The organism is Nocardia sp. NPDC057353 (assembly GCF_042667085.1).
Classification (GTDB): domain Bacteria; phylum Actinomycetota; class Actinomycetes; order Mycobacteriales; family Mycobacteriaceae; genus Nocardia.
Window position 1 is genome coordinate 87,756 of sequence record NZ_JBHVAK010000008.1, and the last position, 19,300, is coordinate 107,055.

At 73.5% G+C, this 19,300-nt stretch carries 17 protein-coding genes; 12 read left to right on the forward strand and 5 right to left on the reverse strand.

Going from position 1 to position 19,300, the window contains the following annotated elements:
* Position 1 precedes the first annotated feature (1 nt).
* Positions 2 to 481, forward strand: a complete 480-nt coding sequence (locus ACFUUZ_RS06140; RefSeq protein ID WP_378693050.1) for a PH domain-containing protein — start codon at positions 2 to 4, stop codon at positions 479 to 481.
* Here ACFUUZ_RS06140 and ggt read toward each other — a convergent pair whose 3' ends face one another.
* Positions 482 to 2,419: a gamma-glutamyltransferase gene (gene ggt / locus ACFUUZ_RS06145; protein ID WP_378693052.1), complete on the reverse strand. Its 1,938-nt coding sequence runs from the start codon at positions 2,417 to 2,419 to the stop codon at positions 482 to 484.
* 129 nt (positions 2,420 to 2,548) lie between these two features.
* Between ggt and ACFUUZ_RS06150 the strand changes: the two genes are divergently transcribed.
* The 8 genes from ACFUUZ_RS06150 to tpiA all read left to right on the forward strand — a co-directional run bounded on the left by ACFUUZ_RS06150 (position 2,549) and on the right by tpiA (position 11,623).
* Positions 2,549 to 3,226 carry an HAD family hydrolase gene (locus ACFUUZ_RS06150; protein ID WP_378693145.1) on the forward strand — a complete coding sequence of 226 codons (678 nt, stop codon included), beginning with the start codon at positions 2,549 to 2,551 and terminating at the stop codon, positions 3,224 to 3,226.
* 69 nt (positions 3,227 to 3,295) lie between these two features.
* Positions 3,296 to 5,368, forward strand: a complete 2,073-nt coding sequence (uvrC, locus tag ACFUUZ_RS06155) for an excinuclease ABC subunit UvrC (RefSeq protein ID WP_378693054.1) — start codon at positions 3,296 to 3,298, stop codon at positions 5,366 to 5,368.
* Between the two features lie 142 nt (positions 5,369 to 5,510).
* The gene (rapZ, locus tag ACFUUZ_RS06160; protein ID WP_378693056.1) at positions 5,511 to 6,461 is read left to right on the forward strand and encodes an RNase adapter RapZ; all 951 of its coding nucleotides are present in this window, start codon (positions 5,511 to 5,513) and stop codon (positions 6,459 to 6,461) included.
* Positions 6,458 to 7,513, forward strand: a complete 1,056-nt coding sequence (yvcK, locus tag ACFUUZ_RS06165) for a uridine diphosphate-N-acetylglucosamine-binding protein YvcK (protein WP_378693058.1) — start codon at positions 6,458 to 6,460, stop codon at positions 7,511 to 7,513. Before rapZ ends, yvcK begins: the two co-directional genes overlap by 4 nt.
* Positions 7,504 to 8,487 carry a DNA-binding protein WhiA gene (whiA, locus tag ACFUUZ_RS06170; RefSeq protein ID WP_378693060.1) on the forward strand — a complete coding sequence of 328 codons (984 nt, stop codon included), beginning with the start codon at positions 7,504 to 7,506 and terminating at the stop codon, positions 8,485 to 8,487. The genes yvcK and whiA overlap by 10 nt, the downstream gene beginning before the upstream one ends.
* A gap of 91 nt (positions 8,488 to 8,578) precedes the next feature.
* On the forward strand, positions 8,579 to 9,595 hold the full coding sequence (gap, locus tag ACFUUZ_RS06175) for a type I glyceraldehyde-3-phosphate dehydrogenase (protein ID WP_378693062.1): 1,017 nt from the start codon (positions 8,579 to 8,581) through the stop codon (positions 9,593 to 9,595).
* A 5-nt stretch (positions 9,596 to 9,600) separates the two neighbouring features.
* Positions 9,601 to 10,836 (forward strand): phosphoglycerate kinase, encoded by a 1,236-nt coding sequence (locus ACFUUZ_RS06180; protein ID WP_378693064.1) that lies wholly within the window; start codon positions 9,601 to 9,603, stop codon positions 10,834 to 10,836.
* Between the two features lies 1 nt (position 10,837).
* Positions 10,838 to 11,623 (forward strand): triose-phosphate isomerase, encoded by a 786-nt coding sequence (tpiA, locus tag ACFUUZ_RS06185; protein WP_378693066.1) that lies wholly within the window; start codon positions 10,838 to 10,840, stop codon positions 11,621 to 11,623.
* Between the two features lie 51 nt (positions 11,624 to 11,674).
* Here tpiA and ACFUUZ_RS06190 read toward each other — a convergent pair whose 3' ends face one another.
* Positions 11,675 to 12,460: an META domain-containing protein gene (locus ACFUUZ_RS06190; protein ID WP_378693067.1), complete on the reverse strand. Its 786-nt coding sequence runs from the start codon at positions 12,458 to 12,460 to the stop codon at positions 11,675 to 11,677.
* A gap of 177 nt (positions 12,461 to 12,637) precedes the next feature.
* Between ACFUUZ_RS06190 and ACFUUZ_RS06195 the strand changes: the two genes are divergently transcribed.
* Both ACFUUZ_RS06195 and secG read left to right on the forward strand, forming a co-directional pair.
* Positions 12,638 to 14,236 carry an MFS transporter gene (locus ACFUUZ_RS06195; RefSeq protein WP_378693069.1) on the forward strand — a complete coding sequence of 533 codons (1,599 nt, stop codon included), beginning with the start codon at positions 12,638 to 12,640 and terminating at the stop codon, positions 14,234 to 14,236.
* A gap of 42 nt (positions 14,237 to 14,278) precedes the next feature.
* Entirely contained in the window at positions 14,279 to 14,512 is a 234-nt protein-coding gene (secG, locus tag ACFUUZ_RS06200) for a preprotein translocase subunit SecG (protein ID WP_067657074.1), read from the forward strand.
* A 6-nt stretch (positions 14,513 to 14,518) separates the two neighbouring features.
* Here secG and ACFUUZ_RS06205 read toward each other — a convergent pair whose 3' ends face one another.
* On the reverse strand, positions 14,519 to 15,355 hold the full coding sequence (locus ACFUUZ_RS06205; protein WP_378693071.1) for an SDR family NAD(P)-dependent oxidoreductase: 837 nt from the start codon (positions 15,353 to 15,355) through the stop codon (positions 14,519 to 14,521).
* Positions 15,356 to 15,410: 55 nt separating this feature from the next.
* On the opposite strand from ACFUUZ_RS06205, the gene ACFUUZ_RS06210 reads away from it, so the two are divergent.
* On the forward strand, positions 15,411 to 16,367 hold the full coding sequence (locus ACFUUZ_RS06210; RefSeq protein WP_378693073.1) for an alpha/beta fold hydrolase: 957 nt from the start codon (positions 15,411 to 15,413) through the stop codon (positions 16,365 to 16,367).
* Here the strand turns inward: ACFUUZ_RS06210 and ACFUUZ_RS06215 are convergent.
* Positions 16,364 to 16,846, reverse strand: a complete 483-nt coding sequence (locus ACFUUZ_RS06215) for a hypothetical protein (protein WP_378693075.1) — start codon at positions 16,844 to 16,846, stop codon at positions 16,364 to 16,366. The two genes, ACFUUZ_RS06210 and ACFUUZ_RS06215, sit on opposite strands and share 4 nt — an antisense overlap.
* Positions 16,847 to 16,954: 108 nt before the next feature.
* On the reverse strand, positions 16,955 to 19,045 hold the full coding sequence (locus tag ACFUUZ_RS06220; protein ID WP_378693077.1) for a thiamine pyrophosphate-dependent enzyme: 2,091 nt from the start codon (positions 19,043 to 19,045) through the stop codon (positions 16,955 to 16,957).
* Positions 19,046 to 19,300 lie beyond the last annotated feature (255 nt).

Sequence of the window (19,300 nt, forward strand, 5' to 3'; positions counted from 1 at the left end):
CGTGCCGGTGGTGCGCATCCGCCGCAGGGCCGCGGCGGTGCCGGGGCCGGAGTGGGACTTCGAGGTGCGGCCGCGCAAGGCGGTGCGCAACGCCAGGATCATCGCGGTGGTGCTGCTGGTCGCGTTCGTGACGGCCGGGTTCGGCATGCGCAGCGACTACACCGGGGTGAACCTGCGGCTCGGCGACCAGCTCGCCATGTACGCCATCGGCGTGCTCGCCGCGCTCACCGCGCTGCTCTTCACCCGGCCCCGGGTGCGGGTCGGGCCGAGCGGGGTCGCGGTGCGGAACATCCTGGGCGACCGGCTCTTCGGCTGGGACCAGGTGCGCGGCGTCTCCTTCCCGGACCGCAAGGCCTGGGCCCGGCTGGAGCTCGCGCTCGACGAGTACGCCCCCATGCTCGCGGTGCGCGCCAACGACCGGCAGCACGCCGTCGCCGCACTCGACCGGATCCGCGAACTCGGCGCGAAGTACGCCGCCTGATCAGCGGGGGTCGCCGAGGACCACGCCCTCGCGGCGCGGGTCGGCGCCGCCCGCGAGGCCGTCGCCGTCCACCGTGATCGCGCTGAGCCCGCTGGTCTGCGGCGCCACCGACACCTGGTGCCCGAGCTCGCGCAGCCTGCGCACCAGCGGGTCGCGGTTGCCGTCGTCGGCGGCGTCGATCGCCGGGTGCTCGCCGCCGACCCCGGTGCTCGGGGTGTTGCCGGCCCCGAACGAGACCGCGGAGATCGCCTGCTGCGGGTCGAGCCCCCAGTCCAGCAGCCCGACCAGGGTCTTCACCACGAACTGGATGATCACCGAGCCGCCGGGCGAGCCGGTGACCAGCCGCAGGTCGCCGAGCGCGGCGCCGGTGCCCGGCTCGAACACCAGGGTCGGGCTCATGGAGCTGCGCGGCCGCTTGCCCGGCTCCAGCCGGTTCGCCACCGGCACGCCGTCGGTGCCGAGCGGGTCGGCGGAGAAGTCGGTGAGCTGGTTGTTCAGCAGATACCCGTCGACCATGTGGAACGAGCCGAAGGCCGACTCCACCGTCGTGGTCATGGCGGCGGCGTTGCCGTCCCGGTCCACCACCGAGATGTGGCTGGTGCCGTGCTCGCGCGGCTGCGGCCCGATGCCCGCCGGGACCGGGCCGAAGTCGCCGGGCTGCGCGGTGCCCATGCTGCGGCCCTGGTCGATCAGCCCGGCCCGCTGCTCCAGGTACTCCGGGTTCAGCAGCGTCTGCGCCGAATTGCCCGGCAGCGGAACGAAGTCGGTGTCGGCCACGTACTTGTTGCGGTCGGCGTAGGCGAGCCGCTCGGCCTCCGCGATCAGGTGCACCGCCTCGGCACGCGGCCTGCCGCCGTTGGCGTCGACGTTCTCCGGCCCGAGCGCCGCGAGGTCGAAATTGGCCAGGATGCCGAGCGTGGCGGCGACCGCGATGCCGCCGGAGGAGGGCGCGGGCATCCCGCAGATCCGGTTGCCGCGGTAGTCGGTGCAGAGCGGGTCGCGCTCGAGCGCCCGGTAGTTCGCCAGGTCCTCGGTGCTGATCAGGCTCGGGGTGCGGCCGCCGGAGCCCGCGCGCGCCGCGTCGACCAGGTTCCGCGCCAGCGGGCCGGTGTAGAAGGCGTCGGCGCCGTCGGTGGCGATGCTGCTCAGCGTCTTGCTGTAGGCGGGGTTGGTGAGGACCGTCCCCTCCGGCTTGGGCGCGCCGTCCGGCTGCAGGAAGTAGCCGCGGGCATTCTCGTCCCGCGCCAGCTGCGGCGCCGACTCGGCGATCTGCCCGGCCAGCCGGGCGCTGATCGGGAAACCGCTGTCGGCCAGCGCGATCGCCGGGTCGAAGAGCTCGCGCCAGCCGGTGCTGCCGTGCGCGCCGTGCACCTGGTCCAGCATGCGCAGCACACCGGGCACGCCGATCGAGCGGCCGCTGGCCCTGGCGTCCGGCGCGGGCTCGGTGCGCTCGGTGTCGCTGACCCAGCGCAGGTAGTTCTCGGTCGCCGCGGCGGGCGCCGTCTCCCGGCCGTCGTAGGCGCGCAGGGTGTTGCTCGCCCTGTCGTAATAGAGCAGGAACGCGCCGCCGCCGATCCCGGAGGCCTGCGGCTCCACCAGGCCGAGCACCGCCTGCGCCGCGACCAGGGCGTCCGCCGCGGTGCCGCCGTCGCGCAGCACGGCACAGGCGGCCTCGGTCGCGACCGGGTTGGCGGTGGAGACGGCGTAGGTCGCGGTCCGCACCATCGACATGTCCGAGCGGTAGCCGCTCGCGATCTCCGGGTTGGTCGCGATGTCGCCGCCGCCGGTCGGCCCGGCCGCCGTCACCGGTGTGCCGTTCGCAGCCGCCACGCAGGTGCCGCCCGCGGCGTCCTCCCCGGACGAGCACCCGGCGACCAGCCCCGCCGTCAGCAGCAGCGCCGCCGCGGCGCCGGACCAGGTTCCCCACTCGCGCCTCATCCGCAAGACTCTAACGCCGCGGCGGGTGTTCCGGCGGGGATCCGCCCACGGGCGGGAGGGGCGACGCCGGGCCGGAGAGCCGCGGCGGCCCCGCCTCGGTAGCCTGGCCGGGTGGCGATCGAGGCGGTGATGATCGACTTCTCCGGCACGCTGTTCCGGCTGGAGGAGGACGAGTCCTGGTACGCGGATCTGGTGCGCCCGGACGGCGCGCGGTTCGACGTGCACGAGACGGCGGAGATCATGCGCAGGATGACGGCGCCGGTGGGCCGCACCGTCGACCTGGACGAGGCGGGGAAGCACGCCTGGGCGCACCGCGACCTGGACCCGGCGCTGCACCGCGAGGCGTACCTGAAGGTGCTGCTCGCCAGCGGCGTGCCCGACACCGAGCAGGCCACCCGGCTCTACGAGCGGCTGATCGACCCGGCCGAGTGGGAGCCGTACCCGGACACCGGCGCCGCCCTGGAACTGCTCGCCGCGCGCGACATCCCAGTCGCGGTGGTCAGCAATATCGCCTTCGACCTGCGCCCGGCCTTCGCCACGCGGGGCTGGGACCGGCTGGTGCGCGCCTTCACGCTCTCCTACGAGGTCGGCGCGGTGAAGCCGGCGGCGGGCATCTTCGAGGCCGCGCTGGCAGCGCTCGGCGCGGCGCCCGAGCGCACCCTCATGATCGGCGACAGCGCCGCCGCCGACGGCGGCGCCACCGCGCTGGGCTGCGCCTTCGCCGAGGTCGAGCCGGTGCCCACCGTCGAGCGGCCCGCGGCGCTGCTCGCCGCGCTGGCCGCGCACGGCATCACCGCACCGCGCTGAGGGCGTGACCGCGCCGCGCTCGGCGCCCGCGCGGCGCTCCCTGTCGGACGCCGTCGATAGGCTGGTCCGGTGGCAGATCCCGCGACGTACCGGCCCGCGCCGGGCACCATCCCGGTGGAACCCGGCGTCTACAAATTCCGTGACGCGCACCGCCGGGTGGTCTACGTCGGCAAGGCCAAGAGCCTGCGCTCCCGGCTGAACTCGTACTTCGCCGACATCGCCTCGCTGCACCCGCGCACCAGGCAGATGGTCACCACCGCCGCGAGCGTGGAGTGGACCGTCGTCTCCACCGAGGTGGAGGCGCTGCAGCTGGAGTACAACTGGATCAAGGAGTTCGACCCGCGCTTCAATGTCAGGTACCGGGACGACAAGTCCTACCCGGTGCTCGCGGTCACGCTGAACGAGGAGTTCCCGCGGCTCTTCGTCTACCGCGGCGCGCGGCGCAGGGGCGTCCGCTACTTCGGCCCGTACGCGCACGCCTGGGCCATCCGGGAGACGCTCGACCTGCTGCTCCGGGTCTTCCCGGCGCGCACCTGCTCGAACGGGGTATTCAAGCGGCACAGCCAGATCGGCCGCCCGTGCCTGCTCGGCTACATCGACAAGTGCTCGGCGCCGTGCGTCGGCCGGGTCACGGCGGGGCAGCACCGCGACATCGTCGACGACTTCTGCGACTTCCTGGCGGGCCGCACCGACAAGATGGTCAAGCAGCTGGAGCGCCGCATGCACGACGCCTCCGACGACCTGGACTTCGAGCTGGCCGCGCGGCTCCGCGACGACGTGCGGGCGCTGCGCCGGGCCATGGAGAAGCAGGCGGTGGTGCTCGGCTCCGGCACCGACGCGGACGTGATCGCCTTCGCCACCGACGAACTCGAGGTCGCGGTGCAGATCTTCCACGTGCGCGACGGCCGGGTGCGCGGGCAGCGCGGCTGGGTGGTGGACAAGTCCGGCGACGCGGTGGACGTCGCCGCGGGCGCGGGCGGCGAGCTGGCCGCCCTGGTCGAGCAGTTCCTCACGCAGTTCTACGGCGAGGAGGCCGCCGTCGCCGGGCAGGAGCCGGGCGAGCAGTCCGGCTCGGCGGTGCCGCGCGAGGTGCTCGTCCCCGAGCTGCCCACCGACGTCGAGGAGGTGCAGGAGTGGCTCGGGAAGCTGCGCGGCGCCGCGGTGCGGGTCAGGGTGCCGCAGCGCGGCGACAAGAAGGCGCTGGCCGAGACGGTGCAGCGGAACGCCGCCGAGGCGCTGGCCCAGCACAAGCTCAAGCGCGCCGGTGACCTGACCTCCCGCTCGGCGGCGCTGCAGGACATCCAGGACGCGCTGGAGCTGGACTCCGCGCCGCTGCGCATCGAGTGCGTCGACATCAGCCACGTGCAGGGCACCGACGTGGTCGCCTCGCTGGTGGTGTTCGAGGACGGGCTGGCGCGCAAGTCCGAGTACCGGCACTTCGCCATCAAGGAGGCGGCGGGGGAGGGGCGCTCCGACGACGTCGGCAGTATCGCCGAGGTCACCCGCCGCCGCTTCCACCGGCTCCGCAGGGACCGGGAGGAGGCGCGCGAGTTCGACGGCGAGCCGGTGCCGGACGCCGACGCGCCGGACGCCGACCCCGGCGCGGCGGCCTTCGACCGGAACGGCCTGCCCGCCGACGAGACGCCGACCTCGCGGCCGGGGATCGACCCGAACACCGGCAGGCCGCGCCGCTTCGCCTACCCGCCCAACCTGTACGTCGTCGACGGCGGCGCCCCGCAGGTGGCGGCCGCCGCCGAGGTCCTCGACGACATGGGCATCACCGACGTCGCGGTGATCGGGCTGGCCAAGCGGCTGGAGGAGGTCTGGGTGCCGGGCGAGCCGGACCCGGTGATCCTGCCGCGCAACAGCGAGGCGCTGTACCTGCTGCAGCGGGTGCGCGACGAGGCGCACCGCTTCGCCATCACCTTCCACCGGAGCAAGCGCTCCCGGCGGATGACGGCCTCGGCGCTGGACTCGGTGCGCGGCCTCGGCGACGCCAGGCGCACCGCGCTGGTCACCCACTTCGGCTCGGTGGCCAAGCTCAGGGAGGCAACGGTGGAGCAGATCACCGAGGTGCCCGGCATCGGCGTCGCCACCGCGAAGGCGGTGCTCGCGGTGCTCAACGAGCAGGACGCGCGGTGACGGCGCTGCGCCGTGCCGGGAATGCGTGCCCGCTTTCGCGTACGTTGTCCCTGTGTCCCTGGCCGGAATCGGCCCGGGCGGATCGGAGAGGCCAAGCGAACCCGACCTCGCGGAGGTCGGGACGGACACGAACCGGTAGGACATGACACGCGTCGACAACCCCAATGCCGAGAACCCGGCGCCGGAGCGCGGCTCCGGCGGCTCCCGTCCGCAGGTCGAGGTCGTGGTCGTGACCGGGCTCTCCGGCGCGGGCCGCGGCACCGCCGCGAAGGTCCTGGAGGACCTGGGCTGGTACGTCACCGACAACCTGCCGCCCGAGCTGATCGGCCGGATGGTCGAGCTCGGTGCCTCGGCCGAGCCGCCGATCCGCAAGCTCGCGCTGGTGATGGATGTGCGCAGCCGGTTCTTCACCGGTGACCTCGGCGTCGTCACCGAGCCGCTGCACGCGCTCGGCGTGCCCACCGGCGTGCTCTTCCTGGAGGCCTCGGACGACGTGCTGATCCGCCGGTTCGGCTTCGCCAGGCGCAGGCACCCGCTGCAGAGCGAGAGCGTCGACGGCACGCTCTCGGCGGGCATCGCCGCCGAGCGGGTCCGGCTGGCAGGCGTGCGCGCCGCCGCCGACCTGGTGATCGACACCACCGAGCTCTCCATCCACCAGCTGCACCGGAAGCTGGAGGAGGCCTACGGCGGCGGCACCGCCGCGGCGCTGCAGCTCACCGTGCAGTCCTTCGGCTTCAAGCACGGGGTCCCGCTCGACGCCGACATGGTGCTCGACGTGCGCTTTCTGCCGAACCCGCACTGGATCCCGGAGCTGCGCGAGCACACCGGCCAGGAGCGGATGGTGAGCGACTACGTGCTCGGGCGCCCCGGCGCCGACGACTACCTGCGCACCTGTCACCACCTGGTGAACCTGACCGCGAACGGCTACCGCCAGGAGGGGAAGCGATACATGACGGTGGCAGTCGGCTGTACCGGCGGCAGGCACCGCAGCGTGGCGATCGCGGAGGCGCTGGCCGCGCTCGCGGGCAGCGCCGAGGAGTCCGGCGCCGTCGACACGGTGCGGATCGTGCACCGGGATCTGGGGCGCGAGTGACGGCGGGCGGCGACGGCGCGGCCGAGCTCGCGGTCGCGGCGCTCGGCGGCGGGCACGGCCTGTTCGCCACGCTCTCCGCGGTGCGCAGGCTGACCGACCGGGTGACCGCGGTGGTCACCGTCGCCGACGACGGCGGCTCGTCCGGCAGGCTGCGCGCCGAGCTCGGCATGCTGCCCCCCGGTGACCTGCGGATGGCGCTGGCCGCGCTGGCCGCCGACGCGGACGGCACGCTCACCAGGGCGGTGCAGCACCGCTTCGGCGGCACCGGCGCGCTGGCCGGGCACTCGGTCGGCAACCTGATCCTGGCCGGGCTCACCGAGGTGCTCGGCGACCCGGTGGCCGCGCTGGACGAGGTGGCCCGGCTGCTCGGCGTCGTCGGCCGGGTGCTGCCCATGTCGCCGATCGCGCTCGACATCGAGGCCGACGTCTCCGGGCTGGAGGCCGACCCGCGGGTGAGCCGCTGCATCCGCGGCCAGGTGGCGGTCGCCACCACCCCCGGCACGGTGCGCCGGGTGCGGCTGATCCCCTCCGACCCGCCCGCGGCGCCCGCCGCCGTCGACGCGATCGAGCATGCCGACGTGGTGGTGCTCGGCCCCGGCTCCTGGTTCACCAGCGTCATCCCGCACGTGCTGGTCCCGCAGCTGCACGACGCGCTGACGCGGACCAGGGCGCGGAAGGTGCTCGTGCTCAACCTGGCCGCCGAGCCGGGCGAGACGGCGGGCTTCTCCGCCGAGCGGCACCTGCACGTATTGTCGCAGCACGCACCGGGATTCGGGGTGGACGACATCCTCGTCGACTCCGGCTCGGTTCCGGAGGGGCGCGAGCGCGAACACCTGGCCAGGGCCGCGGGGCAGTTGCGCGCCCGGGTAACCTTCTCCGATGTCGCCGAGGCGGGGACCGACCGGCATCACCCCGGAAAGCTCGCCGCCGCACTGGATCAGCTGATCCGGAATCCTCGGCCGCAATTGGCAGAGCTTCGAGTCGATGGACGGCACACGGGCGCGGATGTGCGGTCCGGGTTGGGTGGAAAGGAGCGCGTCTCGTGGCGATGACAGCCGAGGTGAAGGACGAGCTGAGCCGGCTCAGCGTGGCGCAGGTGAGCGCCAGGAAGGCGGAGCTCTCGGCGCTGCTCCGGTTCGCGGGCGGGCTGCACATCGTCGGCGGCCGGGTGATCGTCGAGGCCGAGGTCGACATGGGGTCGATCGCGCGCAGGCTGCGCCGGGAGATCTTCGAGCTCTACGGCTACGGCTCCGACGTGCACGTGCTCGGCGCGGGCGGGCTGCGCAAGACCAGCCGCTACGTGGTCCGGGTCTCCAAGGAGGGCGAGGCGCTGGCCAGGCAGACCGGGCTGCTCGACGTGCGCGGCAGGCCGGTGCGCGGGCTGCCCGCGCAGGTGGTCGGCGGCAGCGTCGGCGACGCGGAGGCGGCGTGGCGCGGCGCCTTCCTGGCGCACGGCTCGCTCACCGAGCCGGGGCGCTCGTCGGCGCTCGAGGTCAGCTGCCCCGGGCCGGAGGCGGCGCTGGCGCTGGTCGGCGCGGCGCGGCGGCTCGGGATCGCGGCCAAGGCGCGCGAGGTGCGCGGCACCGACCGGGTGGTGGTGCGCGACGGCGAGGCGATCGGCGCGCTGCTCACCAGGATGGGCGCGCAGGACACCAGGCTCACCTGGGAGGAGCGCCGGATGCGGCGCGAGGTGCGGGCGACCGCCAACCGGCTGGCCAACTTCGACGACGCCAACCTGCGCCGCTCGGCGCGCGCCGCGGTGGCCGCGGCGGCCAGGGTGGAGCGGGCGCTGGAGATCCTCGCCGACGAGGTGCCGGACCACCTCGCCGCCGCGGGCAGGCTGCGGGTGCAGCACCGGCAGGCCTCGCTGGAGGAGCTCGGCCAGCTCGCCGAGCCGCCGATGACCAAGGACGCGGTGGCGGGCCGGATCCGGCGGCTGCTCTCCATGGCGGACCGCAGGGCCAAGGAGCTGGGCATCCCGGACACCGAGTCGGCGGTGACCGCCGAACTGCTGGACGACGCCTGACCGGCGGCAGGTGCATGTCGGTGAGGTCACGGCCTGCTACTAGGGTGAGTAGGGCATCGGAGTATCCGCCTGAAAGCTGAGGAGCGATAACGTGACTGTCCGGGTAGGCATCAACGGCTTCGGTCGTATCGGACGTAACTTCTTCCGTGCGGTGGAGGCGCAGAAGGCGCTGGGCACCACCGACATCGAGATCGTCGCGGTCAACGACCTCACCGACAACGCGACCCTGGCCACGCTGCTGAAGTACGACTCGATCCTCGGCAGGCTGCCGAAGGACGTGTCGGTCGACGGCGAGGACATCGTCGTCGGTGACCAGCGGATCAAGGCGCTCGCGATCAAGGAGGGCCCGGCGGCGCTGCCGTGGGGCGACCTCGGCGTCGACGTCGTCGTCGAGTCCACCGGCATCTTCACCGACGCCACCAAGGCCAAGGGCCACCTGGCCGCCGGCGCCAAGAAGGTCATCATCTCCGCGCCGGCCAAGGGCGAGGACATCACCATCGTGCTCGGCGTCAACGACGACAAGTACGACGGCAGCCAGAACATCATCTCGAACGCCTCCTGCACCACCAACTGCCTCGGCCCGCTGGCCAAGGTGCTGCACGACGAGTTCGGCATCGTCAAGGGGCTGATGACCACCATCCACGCCTACACCCAGGACCAGAACCTGCAGGACGCCCCGCACGCCGACCTGCGCCGTGCCCGCGCCGCCGCGCTGAACATCGTGCCCACCGGCACCGGCGCCGCCAAGGCCATCGGCCTGGTGCTGCCCGAGCTGCAGGGCAAGCTGGACGGCTACGCGCTGCGCGTCCCGGTCCCGACCGGCTCGGTCACCGACCTGACCGCGCAGCTGGCCAAGCCCGCCTCGGTGGACGAGGTCAACGCCGCGCTGAAGGAGGCCGCGGAGGGCAGGCTGAAGGGCATCCTGAAGTACAACACCGACCCGATCGTCTCCAGCGACATCGTCACCGACCCGCACTCGTCGATCTTCGACGCGCCGCTCACCAAGGCGATCGACGACCAGGTCAAGGTCGTCTCCTGGTACGACAACGAGTGGGGCTACTCCAACCGCCTCGCCGACCTCATCGGCCTCGTCGGCAAGTCGCTCTGACCCGCATGGCTGTCAGGACACTGCAGGACCTCCTGGCCGACGGCGTCGAGGGCAGGGGCGTGCTGGTGCGCTCCGACCTCAACGTCCCGCTCGGCGACGACGGGCAGATCACCGACCCCGGCCGGATCACCGCCTCGGTGCCGACGCTGAAGGCGCTGGTCGAGGCGGGCGCCAAGGTGGTCGTCACCGCGCACCTCGGCAGGCCGAAGGGCGAGCCCGACCCGAAGCTCTCGCTGGCGCCGGTCGCCGCGAAGCTCGCCGAGGAGCTGGGCCGCAATGTCCAGCTCGCCGGCGACGTGGTCGGCCAGGACGCGCTGGCCCGCTCCGAGGGGCTCACCGACGGCGACGTGCTGCTGCTGGAGAACATCCGCTTCGACAAGCGGGAGACCAGCAAGGACGCCGCCGAGCGCGGCAGGCTGGCCGCCGCGCTGGTGGAGCTGGTCGGCGAGGACGGCGCGTTCGTCTCCGACGGCTTCGGGGTCGTGCACCGCGAGCAGGCCTCGGTCTACGACGTGGCGAAGCTGCTGCCGCACTACGCGGGCACCCTGGTGGCCGCCGAGGTCGAGGTGCTGCGCAGGCTCACCGGCGAGGACTCCGCGGACGGCGCCGACCGCCCGTACGCGGTGGTGCTCGGCGGCTCCAAGGTCTCGGACAAGCTGGCCGTGATCGAGGCGCTCGCCCCCAAGGTGGACACCCTGGTCATCGGCGGCGGCATGTGCTTCACCTTCCTCGCCGCGCAGGGTTTCCCGGTCGGCTCCTCGCTGCTGCAGCAGGAGATGATCGAGACCTGCAAGGAGCTGCTCGACCGGTACGCCGACGTGATCCACCTGCCGCGCGACATCGTGGTGGCGGACCGCTTCGCGGCCGACGCCGAGACGAAGGTCGTTCCGGCGGAGCAGATCCCGGACGGCTGGAGCGGCCTCGACATCGGCCCCGAGTCGGCGCGGCGCTTCGCCGCGCTGCTCACCGAGGCGCGGACCGTCTTCTGGAACGGCCCGATGGGCGTCTTCGAGTTCGAGGCGTTCGCGGCGGGCACCCGCGGCGTCGCCGAGGCGATCAGCACCGCCACCGGCAAGGGCGCCTTCACCGTCGTCGGCGGTGGCGACTCGGCCGCGGCGGTGCGCGCGCTCGGGCTGCCCGAGGACGGCTTCTCGCACATCTCCACCGGTGGCGGGGCCTCGCTGGAGTACCTGGAGGGCAACGAGCTCCCCGGGATCGCCGTGCTGGACGAGGGGGCGTGAGATGGCGCGCAAACCGCTGATCGCGGGCAACTGGAAGATGAACCTCAACCACCTCGAGGCCATCACCCTGGTGCAGAAGATCGCCTTCGCCCTGCCGGAGAAGTACTTCGACCGGGTGGACGTGGCGGTCGTCCCGCCGTTCACCGACATCCGCAGCGTGCAGAACCTGGTCGAGGGCGACAAGCTGCTGCTCACCTACGGCGCCCAGGACGTGTCGACGCACGACGCGGGCGCCTACACCGGGGAGATCAGCGGGGCGATGCTCGCCAAGCTGGGCTGCACCTGGGCGGTGGTCGGGCACTCGGAGCGGCGGCAGTACCACAGCGAGGACGACGCCACCGTGCTCGCCAAGGCCAAGCAGGCGCTGAAGCACGGGATCACCCCGATCGTGTGCATCGGCGAGGGGCTCGGCGTGCGCGAAGCGCAGACCCACGTCGAGTACAACCTGGAGCAGCTGCGGGGCTCGCTGAAGGGGCTGACCGCCGAGGAGATCGCGAAGGTGGTGATCGCCTACGAGCCGGTGTGGGCCATCGGCACCGGCAAGGTCGCCACCCCGGCCGACGCGCAGGAGGTGTGCGGCGCCATCCGCGCCGAGCTCACCACCCTGGCCTCGCCGGAGGTCGCCGGGCAGGTGCGCATCCTGTACGGCGGCTCGGTGAACGCCAAGAACGTCGGCGAGCTGGTGGCCCAGCCCGACGTCGACGGCGCGCTGGTCGGCGGGGCGTCGCTCAAGGGCGACGAGTTCGCCCAGCTCTCGGCGATCGCCGCGGGCGGTCCGCTGCCCTGAGCGGAAGCACCACGGCCCGGTTCGCTCGGCGGACCGGGCCGTTCCGCGTTTTCAGCCCGCGCGCAGGGTGAGCCCGCTGCCGTTGTCGTTGCGCAGCGTGAGCAGGTCGGCGTCGACGGTGAGGGTGGCGCGGCCGTCCAGGGCGCGCAGCACCGACTGCTCGATCTCCATCACCGCGGGCGGGCAGAGCATGCGGGTGGTCGCCACCCGGAAGGTGGCCGAGCCGTCGGCCACCTCGGCGGTGCCGGTGAGCTGGTTGCAGCCCGCCGAGCCGGTGACCGCGCCGTCCTCGGCGATCAGCAGGGTCGGGGCGGCCTCGTCGATCGCCTCGGAGCGGATCCTGGACTCCGGGGTGAGCAGCTCGGTCACCGTCCACGTGGTGCCCTCGACCGGTCTGTCCGGCTGCGCGATCTTCTTGTCCAGCAGCTCGACGGTCTGGTTCTCCGCGCGCAGGGTCAGGGTGCCGTCAACTAGCTGCCAGGTCGGGGTGGCGTTCAGCAGCGTCGCGACCCACTGGTCGGCGTCGGCGCGCTCGCCGGGGCAGCCCATGAGCGTGCTCGCCAGCTCGCCCACCCGCAGTACGCCGCCGTCGAAGCTCACCGGACCCGTGGTGGTGTTGCAGCCTGCATTCGCCGAGACCCGGCCGTCGGCGAAGCGCAGCGTCAGCGGGCCGCCGCCGGGAATGGGGGCGCCGTCGACGGTCGTGGACAGGAAGGTGCGGCCCATCGGTGTGTCACCGGGGGCGGGGGAGTCGGAGCCGCCGTCGTCGGCACAGGCGACGGCCGAGCACAGGGCGAACAGCACAACCGCGCCGAAACGCAGCAAGTTGGCCGGCATGCGGGTGATTCTCGCATGGGGATGATCGATCGACGTTTCCGCACCACCGCGGGTTCGCGCCCGGCTCGCTGTCCGGTGGCCGCAGCGCATGCGCCGGAGGCGCGAGTCGCGGCCGCCGGACTGCGAGCCACAGGGGGCGCGAACCCCGTCGCGCCGAAGGCGCGACAATTCAACACTGTGACTACTGCTGACGCTACCGCTCCGGTGTCCACCTGGGCGCCATTGCGCTCACCGCTGTACCGGGCGCTGTGGATCGCGCAGCTGGTGTCGAATCTGGGGACCTGGATGCAGACGGTCGGCGCCCAGTGGCTGCTGGTCGCCGAGCCGAACGCGGCGACCCTGGTCTCGCTGGTGCAGACCGCGATCACGCTGCCGGTGATGCTGCTCTCCATCCCCTCCGGCGTCCTTGCCGACCTGCTGGACCGCCGCAACCTGCTGCTGGCCGCGCAGTCGGCGATGGCGCTGCTGGCCGCGGTGCTGACCGTCGCCACCGCGACCGGGCACACCAGCCCGGGCGTCCTGCTCACCCTGCTCTTCCTGCTGGGCTGCGGCCAGGCCATGACCGCCCCGGCCTGGCAGGCCATTCAGCCGGAGCTGGTGCCGCGCGCGCAGATCCCGTCCGCCGCCGCGCTGGGCAGCATGAGCGTGAACATCGGCCGCGCGGTCGGCCCCGCGGTGGCGGGCGTGCTGGTCGCCGCCTCCGGCCCGACCCTGGTGTTCGCGCTGAACGCCGCCTCGTTCGTCGGCATCGTCGCGGTGCTCTTTCTCTGGCGCCGCCCGCGCACCGACCGGCAGCTGCCCAGCGAGCGCCCACTGGCCGCGCTGCAGGCGGGCACCCGCTTCATCCGCGCCGCCCCGGCCATCCGCCGGGTGCTGATGCGCTCGCTGCTCTTCGTGGCCCCGGCCAGCGCGCTCTGGGCGCTGCTCCCGGTGGTGGCGGCCGACCAGCTCGGCCTCTCCTCCTCCGGCTACGGCCTCATGCTCGGCGCGCTCGGCCTCGGCGCGGTCGCAGGCGCGATCGGGCTCGGCAGGCTGCGCCGGTGGCTCGACCCCACCGCCCGGCTGGCGGTCGCCGCCGTGCTCTTCGGCGCCGCCACGCTCGGCACGGCGCTGCTGCCGGTGCTCTGGCCGGTGCTGGTGCTGCTGGTCTTCGGCGGCCTGGCCTGGCTGCTCGCCATGTCCACGCTGAACGCCACCATGCAGCTGCTGCTGCCCGCCTGGGTGCGGGCCCGCGGGCTCGCCGTCTACATGCTGGTGTTCATGGGCGGGCAGGCCGTCGGCTCGCTGGTGTGGGGCCTGGTGGCGGGCGCCGTCGGCGTGGTCGCCACCCTGGTCGCGGTGGCGGCGCTGCTCGGGCTCTGCGCCCTCAGCACGCTGTGGCTGCCCATCAGGCACGATCCGGAGGCGCTCGACCTCACCCCGGCCGCCTTCTGGCCGGAGCCGCAGCTGGTGGTCGAGCCGGACCCCGAGGACGGCCCGGTCCTGGTGCTGTCCAGCTACGACGTCGACCCCGCCGAGCGCGAGAACTTCCTCGCCGCCATGGCCTTCGTCGGCCGCTCCCGGCAGCGCACCGGCGCCATGGAGTGGCGGCTCTACCGCGACGTCGGGGTGCTGGACCGCTACGTGGAGGCGTTCGTGGTGCGGTCGTGGGCCGAGCACATGCACCAGCACCAGGTGCGGCTCACCGCGCAGGACCGGCTGCGCGAGCAGGAGGTGCGGCGCTTCGCCACCGGCGCGGAGGAGATCACCCACCTGGTCGCGGTGCAGCCGCGCTGACCCGGTTCGGAGCACGGCGCGCGCTCCCATAGACTGACCGGCATGCGGATGTTCCTGGATATCCTCCTGATCGTCACCAGCGTGCTGCTGGTGCTGCTGGTGCTGCTGCACCGCGCCAAGGGCGGAGGCCTGTCCAGCCTGTTCGGCGGCGGTATGCAGTCCAGCCTCTCCGGCTCGACCGTCGCGGAGAAGAACCTCGACCGCATCACCATCTTCACCGGCATCATCTGGCTCATCGCCATTCTCGGCATCGGCCTGGAGATCAAGTTCTCCTGACCGCGCTCACCCGGTGCGCGGTATCCGCCCGTCCACGTCGGTGAAGCCGTAGCGCTCGGCCAGATCGGCCACCCGCCACGCCTTCCCGGTGAGCTCGGCGCGCGCCGGATCCCGCGTCAGCGCCACCACCGCGCGGCCCGCGAACCGCGGCGTCTCCGCCTCGGCCAGGTCCACCGTCGCCTCGCCGGGCAGCGTCACCAGCCGCCGCCCCGACTCGTCGGCCGGAACCAGCTGCAGCAGTTCGGTGTCGACGATGCCTGGCCACAGCGACACCACTGTCACCCCGGTGCCGGTCAGGTCGTGCGCCAGGTCCGCGGTGAGCCGGTCCACCGCCGTTTTGCCGACCCCGTAGACGGCGTTGTGCATGTACCGGATCGAGCCCGGCGAGGAGATCTGCGCGATCAGCCCGCCGGCCGCGCGCAGCAGGTCGGCGGCGTAGTGGGCGGCCGCGTAGTGCGAGCGGACGCCGACGTCGAAGGTCTCGTCCCAGGCCGCGGGCGGCACCTCCCAGAACGGCCTGCCCAGGTGCCTGGCCGCGGCGGGGGAGTTGTAGACATTGTTGACCAGCACGTCGAGCCTGCCGTGCGCGGCGCGGACCCGCTCGAAGAGCGCGGCCACCGCCGCGTCGTCGCGGTGGTCGCAGACCACCGGCACCCCGGTGCCGCCCAGTGCGTCGACCTCCGCGGCGGTCTCCTCCAGGGTGCCGGGCAACCGGCCCTTCCCGCCGCCGCGCCCGGTCAGGTAGACGGTCGCGCCCGCCGCGCCCAGCTCCAGGGCCACGCCCTTGCCGATGCCCCGGCTCGCGCCGGTGACCACTGCTGTGAAGTCGGGTGTTCCGCTCATGGTTGCAGCACACTACCGTCGAACGAGAACACGTTCTAGTAGAGGGGAGTGGGCGTTGACGCTCACCCGACGGGAGTTCACGACCGGCGAGGTCACCATGCGGGTCACCGAGGCGGGCTCCGGCCCGCCGGTGGTCTTCTGCCACGGCTTCCCGCACACCGGCTACATCTGGCACCGGCAGCTGAGCGCGCTGGCGGACGCCGGGTACCACGCGCTCGCCCCCGACCTGCGGGGCGCGGGCGGCACCGCCTGCCCGCCCTCCGGCTGCGCGAACCGCGAGGTGATCGGCGACCTACTGGCGCTGCTCGACGACATCGGCGCGGAGCGCGCGGTCTTCGCCGGGCTGGATTTCGGCGCCGCGCTGGTCTGGGAGCTGGCCTGGCGGGCGCCGGAGCGGGTCAGCGGGCTGATCGTGCTGAACAACGTCTTCCAGCCCCGGCCGCCGAAGCCGCCGAGCGAGCTGTGGGCGGCCGCGGCCCGCAAGCACTTCCTGCACCTGGACTACTTCCAGCGCGAGGGCCCCGCCGACGCCGAGCTGAACAGCGCGCCCCGCGACTTCCTGGCCCGGGTGTACTTCGCGCTCAGCGCCGACTACCACTACTTCGACACCTGGCGCTTCCCGCCGGAGAACACCGGCTACCTGGACGTGCTGCCTGCGGCGCCGCCGCTGCCGTGGCGCTGGCTCTCGACCGCGGAGCTGGATGCCATGGCTGCCGAGTTCACCCGCACCGGCTTCACCGGCGGACTCGGCTGGTACCGCGCGCTCGACCGGAACTGGGAACTCACCGCGGATTTCGCCGGGAAGCCGATCACCGTGCCGACCTACTTCCTGTACGGGGACAAGGATCCCGACATCGAGGGGTTCAGCGGGCGCGACCCCTTCGGCACCATGCGGAAACACGTGCCGGGGCTGCGCCGGATGGACGAGGTCACCGGCGCCGGGCACCTGGTGCAGCTGGAGCGCACCGAGGAGGTGAACGCGCTGTTGCTGCGCTACCTGGCCGAGCTCTAGCGGTATTCGTCGGCGAGCGTGGCGTACTGCTCCCAGCGGGGCAGCTCGCGCTCCTCGAGGTGCGCGCAGAGCCGGTCCAGCAGGAACTGCCAGCGCGGGCCGAGCTCGCGCGCCTCCTCGTGCCCCACCCGCCTGCGGCTCAGCTCGACGGTGGTGACCACGCCGACGTGCCGCAGCCTGACCTCCAGCGCGGAGCCGTCGAGCAGCACGGTGAGCGCGGTCGGCGCCTCGCGGTGCTCGACCCGGACCGCGATCGGGCCGTCGACCGGGCCGTCGAACGGCGTCAGCTGCCCGTCTTCGATGCTGCCGAGCCAGGCCGCCACCCGCTGCGGCTCGGTGATGGCCGCCCACACGGCGAGCACCGGCTGCGCGAAGGACCGCTGGTAGTGCAGCTCCACCAGGTCGCGCTCGGGGACGCCGTGCTCGGGCCGGACCTCGCCGAGTACCGAGTTCGCGGTGTCTGCCGGTGCGGTTGCCATGGTCGATCCCTTTCGGTTGCCGGAGTTCCCCCAACTGTATTGCCGGGTGGTCGCCGCCGAATCGCATTCCGGGTTGTCGATCACGCCGCGTCGGGTGCGGCGGTGCGCCTACCGCCGCAGCAGGGCGCGCGCCGCGGCCTCGATGGCCGCCTCGTTCAGCAGGACGTGCGCGGCGGCGGGGCCGAGCGGGACGAAGCTGTCCGCGCTGGTGACCCGAGCCATCCGGCCGGTGAAGCCGCCGTCGATCAGCGCGGTGAGCACCGATTCGGAGACGCCGCCGCTGCGCCTGGTCTCGTCGGCGACCAGCACCCGGCCGGTGGCGCGGGCGGCGCGCAGCAGGTCGGTCACCGGGAGCGGGGCGAGCCAGCGCAGGTCGAGCACCCCGGCGTCGATGCCGTCGGCGGCCAGGCGGCGGGCCACCCGCAGGCACATCGGGACGGTGTTCGCGAAGCAGACCAGGGTCAGGTCGGCGCCGTCGCCGTACGCGCGGGCGCTGCCGATCGGCACGTGCTCCCCGCCGGGCGCGCCGAGCCAGCCCTCGTCACCGGGCTCGTGCAGGTCGCGGGTGTGGTAGAGCGCGATGGGCTCGAGGAAGAGGCAGACGCGGCCGTCCACGCGGGCCGCCGCCAGGCAGGTGCGCAGGAGCGCGGCGGCGTCGTCGGCGCGGGCGGGGGAGGCGAGGACCAGCCCCGGGATGTCGCGCAGCGCCGCCACCGCATTGTCGTTGTGGAAGTGGCCGCCGAAGCCGCGCTGGTAGCCGTAGCCCGCGATGCGCACGACCATGCCGTTGCGGTAGCGGCCCCGCGAGAAGAACGGAAGCGTCGCGGCCTCGCCGCGCAGCTGGTCGGCGGCGTTGTGCAGGTAGGCGAGGTACTGGATCTCCGGCACCGGGAGGAGGCCCGCGAGCGCCGCGCCGAGCGCGGTGCCGAGGACGCTCTGCTCGTCCAGCAGGGTATCGAAGACGCGGCGCGGGCCGAAGCGGGTGCGCAGGTTCTTGGTGACGCCGTAGACGCCGCCCTTGCGGGCGACGTCCTCGCCGAAGACCAGGACGGTGGGGTCGGCGGCGAGTGCCTCGGCGAGGACGTGGTTGATCGCCCCGGCGAGGGTGAGCGGTTGCCCGGCCGGAGCCGAGGGCTCGCCCGGCGGGCGCAGCGCCGCACCCGGCGGGCGGTGCGTCGCGTCCGGGCGGCGGTGTGCCCGCTCGACGGCGGCGCGCACCTCGTCCGGATGGGCGGGGGCGAGCGGAGCGACGATCTCGGCCGCCGCGCTCAGGCCGGGTTCGGCGCGCACGGAACCCGCCGCCTTCGTCACCGCGGCGTGCACGCGGTCGTGCGCGGCGAGCACGTCGATCCCGCGGGCGGCGAGCAGCCGGGCGGTGGCGAGGAGCGGGTCGCGGGCGGCGTCGGCGGCGAGCTCGGCGGGGGAGCGGTAGGCGGACTCCACGTCGGAGCCCGCGTGGCCGAGGAGCCGCACGGTGCGGAGCCGGAGGAAGGCCGGGCTGCGGTGGTCGCGGACCCAGTCGACGGCGGTGCGCGCGGTGTCCAGCGCGGCGGGCAGGTCGGTGCCGTCCGCCTCGAACCAGCGCAGGCCGGGGCGGGTGCCGTAGGCGGCGGCGATCCAGCCCGGCGGGGTGGGGACGCTGAGGCCGATGCCGTTGTCCTCGCAGACGAAGAGGATCGGCAGCGGAATGCCCTGGTACGCCGTGTGGACGGCGGTGCTGATCGCGCCCGTCGCGGTGGAGTGGTTGGCGGAGGCGTCGCCGAAGGTGCAGAGGACCACCGAATCGGTGGGCCACTCGGGTTGCGCGCCGGGGCGGTTCAGGGCGAAGGCCAGCCCCACCGCGCGCGGCAGGTGCGAGGCGATGGTGGAGGTCTGCGGGATGATCGCGGCCTCCGCCCGGCCGAACACCTTGTGCCTGCCGCCCGCCATCGGCTCCGCCGCGGCCGCGACCACGCCGAGCAGGACGTCCCGGATCGGGTCCAGCCCCGGCACCCTCCGGCAGCGGTGCACGAAGAACGCGCCCGAACGGTAGTGCAGCAGAGCCGGATCGGTCGTCCTCGTCGCCTCCGCCAGCACCGCATTGCCCTCGTGCCCCGCCGAGCCGATGCTGTAGAACCCCCGCTTCTCCACCCCGAGCGCGCGCGCCGCGAAATCGAGATGCCTACTCGTGAGCTGTGATTCGAACAGCGCCGACAGCACGTCGCCCGTGTCGGGGCCGCAAGCGGCCGCCTCGACTCGTCGCGGCAGCGACGGATCCCCGGCCCGGCACTCGGCCGTCGCCGTCCGCTCACCCCCGGCGGACGCCGTACCGGTTCGCGGCGGCGCGACATCCGATCCCGGGGGCGCGGGATCGCCGCGGACCTGCGCCTGCGGGTGTGGGTGCGCAGCACCCACTTCCCCCACCACCCTGGTGAGTTCACTGCGGAGCTGGGCGGCGAGGGTGGGCACCGGAAA

Coding starts and splice junctions, on each gene's coding strand:
- secG (WP_067657074.1), top strand. CDS start 14,279: ATGCGGATGTTCCTGGATATCCTCCTGATCGTCACCAGCGTGCTGCTG.
- ACFUUZ_RS06150 (WP_378693145.1), top strand. CDS start 2,549: ATGATCGACTTCTCCGGCACGCTGTTCCGGCTGGAGGAGGACGAGTCC.
- ggt (WP_378693052.1), bottom strand. CDS start 2,419: ATGAGGCGCGAGTGGGGAACCTGGTCCGGCGCCGCGGCGGCGCTGCTG.
- ACFUUZ_RS06190 (WP_378693067.1), bottom strand. CDS start 12,460: ATGCCGGCCAACTTGCTGCGTTTCGGCGCGGTTGTGCTGTTCGCCCTG.
- ACFUUZ_RS06180 (WP_378693064.1), top strand. CDS start 9,601: ATGGCTGTCAGGACACTGCAGGACCTCCTGGCCGACGGCGTCGAGGGC.
- ACFUUZ_RS06205 (WP_378693071.1), bottom strand. CDS start 15,355: ATGAGCGGAACACCCGACTTCACAGCAGTGGTCACCGGCGCGAGCCGG.
- rapZ (WP_378693056.1), top strand. CDS start 5,511: ATGACACGCGTCGACAACCCCAATGCCGAGAACCCGGCGCCGGAGCGC.
- tpiA (WP_378693066.1), top strand. CDS start 10,838: ATGGCGCGCAAACCGCTGATCGCGGGCAACTGGAAGATGAACCTCAAC.
- ACFUUZ_RS06215 (WP_378693075.1), bottom strand. CDS start 16,846: ATGGCAACCGCACCGGCAGACACCGCGAACTCGGTACTCGGCGAGGTC.